Source organism: Phaeobacter sp. CAU 1743 (assembly GCF_039839315.1).
In the GTDB taxonomy this organism is placed as follows: Bacteria; Pseudomonadota; Alphaproteobacteria; order Rhodobacterales; family Rhodobacteraceae; genus Phycobacter; species Phycobacter gallaeciensis_A.
Window position 1 is genome coordinate 1 of the sequence record NZ_JBDOQR010000162.1, and the last position, 2,699, is coordinate 2,699.

At 49.2% G+C, this 2,699-nt stretch carries 3 protein-coding genes; all 3 read left to right on the top strand.

Annotation, left to right across the window (positions count from 1 at the left end):
- Nucleotides 1–417 precede the first annotated feature (417 nt).
- From AAFO90_RS24540 to AAFO90_RS24550, 3 genes are read left to right on the top strand one after another with little or no spacing between them, the layout of a single operon-like run.
- Nucleotides 418–741: a copper-binding protein gene (locus AAFO90_RS24540; RefSeq protein WP_347511148.1), complete on the top strand. Its 324-nt coding sequence runs from the start codon at nucleotides 418–420 to the stop codon at nucleotides 739–741.
- Between the two features lie 55 nt (nucleotides 742–796).
- A complete protein-coding gene (locus AAFO90_RS24545) occupies nucleotides 797–2,038 on the top strand; it encodes an ABC transporter transmembrane domain-containing protein (protein ID WP_347511149.1) in 1,242 nt (413 codons plus the stop codon).
- A 14-nt stretch (nucleotides 2,039–2,052) separates the two neighbouring features.
- Nucleotides 2,053–2,517, top strand: a complete 465-nt coding sequence (locus tag AAFO90_RS24550) for a hypothetical protein (protein ID WP_347511150.1) — start codon at nucleotides 2,053–2,055, stop codon at nucleotides 2,515–2,517.
- The last annotated feature ends 182 nt before the right edge of the window (nucleotides 2,518–2,699 follow it).

Consider the following 2,699-nt stretch of genomic DNA (forward strand, 5'->3'; position numbering starts at 1 on the left):
GGCCCGATCCGCCCAGCTCCAGGCGTTTGCGCGACCGCAGACGCCGCTCGGCGCGAAAAACGCTTGTCCAGCGGGCAAAATCAGGCGATCTTGACGTCAGACGGCAGGCCACTTGGGGAATGTCGGTCTAGATATCGGATACCGAAGCAATCCAGTTAGGCGTGACCCCTTTCAATGTAAACGATACAATTTGATACATTTAAGTCGGCCAGAATCCATTGATTTACCTCAAGTTACTGTCTCATTTGAAAGGCAGCCGATGCTTGCTTCAATACATCGCGGGAAACTGAAAATTGGGGGTAACACGCCTGAACGAACTCGATACTAGGCCAAAAAACAGTTTCCGTAGGAACGCAAAGTGGCCGTTCCCCGAATGACACTTTTTCCTAAACCGTAAACGCAGAAGGAACATCGAGCATGACGAAGAAAATCAACCCAAGGAGCAATAGAAAAATGAAGTTTCTTTCACTAACCACCGCAATAGTCGTTGCCGCAACGACCGCCTTTGCGGGCGGCGATCATGACATGACGATGGGCACAGTAACCAAACTTGATCGCAAATCGAACGTACTGACTTTAAACCATGGGCCAATGGCAAATATCAAAATGCCAGCAATGGAAATGGGATATGCGGTTGCTGATCCGTCGATGATGAAAGGCCTCCGCAAGGGCAGCAAAGTTCATTTCGTGGTCGAGGTTGTCGATGGAAAATACATCGTAACCGAAATAATGAAGCAATAGGCTTCAAGTTGGTGTTCCAGGGTCAGAAGTCTCTCGCCCCACATGGGGTTCGGCTATGAACATGGCTCTGGAAACCGATGCGCTGACGATTTCCGGTCTTTTTGGTTGGACCCACCGTATCGCAGACTCAATTGGTTTTCAGGTTGTCGAAAATCCACCGCATTGGCTGCATATGGTGCTACACCTAGTATTGGTAATAGCGCCTCTTGCGACACTATTCGCATGTTTATTACTTTCGGTTCAGGTCGTCCGGCGTGCGGCACAAAATAAACTCTTCTCTAAACAAGACCGCGCTGAATATTTGCTTGTGCGACGTTTATTAGGGCTGCGCTGGCAAGAGCAAGTCGTAATAATCGTTCTTGGAATATTGGCACAGCCAGTTTTGTACGCGACCCTCGAACTGCCAAAGCGTATCGTGAACGGCGCTATTCAATCCAATAACTTTCCCGTCGATTTGCTCGGTTTTCAATACACACAGCTCGATTTGCTTATCTTGCTTTCGGTATTGTTCCTCATTGCTCTGCTGCTGAATGGAGTTATAAAATACTACATCAATATAAAAAAGGGAGAGATCGGGGAGCGAACGCTCTTGAAGCTTCGTTTTTTGCTATATCGGGCCTGGCGCGGTGCACCGGAACGGCAGCGCAAGGCAGAAGTCATTCCATTGTCGACAAATGAAATCGAACCCATCGGAGGGTTTGCTGGCGAGGTACTAGGCACACCTGTATTCCAAGGTGGAACCTTGGCCACTGTCTTGTTGTTCATGTTCATCCAAGATCCGATATTGGGTGCCGCTGCTTTGACACTTGTTCCCGTTCAACTGTTCGTCATACCTAGGTTACAGAAGTGGGTAAACGAACGGATGAGACGCCGCATCCGTGCAGTTCGCGCATTCGGGGACGTGCTCGGTGAGCAGACCGCAGATATACATGACCGGTACATCGTCAGCAGAACGCTCTCAGCAGCACGTGAACTTAGAACTACAAGGCTTGATTTGCAACGCGCCAAATATCTGCAAAAGGCAATCAGCAATTTCCTTATGTCACTGACCCCCTTTTTACTTTACTCGATTGGCGGATGGCTTGTTATTGAAGGTCGATTATCTCTTGGTGCTCTCGTAGCTGTAATCGCCGCATTCAAGGACTTTTCCGGGCCGTTTCGAGAACTGATTCTTTACTACCAAAACCTTTCTGACGTGAAGCTTCGGTCTAGGGAATTTGAGCAATTCCTGTTGGATTGCGGCAAACGGATCAAAGATCCAATACAATTGGAACGCTCAGTATCCCTGCCTAATTAGAATTGGAGAAGTAAATGAAACGCTTTGTTCGGCAAACTCTGATGGTAACATTTTTCTTTACTGCGACACTGCTTCGACCTTCGTTTGCAGACGGAGTAGAGTATTCGGTAGAAGGTCTACAAGGAATCGACATAAGCAAAATTTGTGTAAGTAGCGGTCTGCGGGGCGGCAGCGCTGACGTCGTTGTCGTATTTGAGAACACTTCTAATGAAATGGTGTTTCTAGATGGTATCGGCTCAGACGCATCGTCAAGCGGTGAGCTATTTTTCAAAGACCTTGCGGGCTCCGCCGTTACGAAAAGTGGTTTTGGTGTAGCGCGAGAAGAAGTACTTAACTTATCAAGCTCCCACATAGGAGCGCGCTTAACCGGACTCAAGGAAGATCTTGAACCTGGTGACCACCCACTAGTTTACTTGAACTTTAGAAACGGAACCCTCGAAACTGCAGCGCATGTGTTGCCCAAAGGTCAATGTCGGTGACCTGAGCCCCAAGTTTCCTCCACCACACGGAGAGTCCTTGGAGTTGGTTTGACGGTGACCTGCCCCCCGCTGGTCCCTCGCTCATGACGAGAGTCTGCGGGTTTGATTTTGGTAGTCGTCGGTTTCGGGTTTGGCAAGCGCGGCAGGCGCGGAGCCCTCAAATAGCTCAAGCGCCTGCCGCG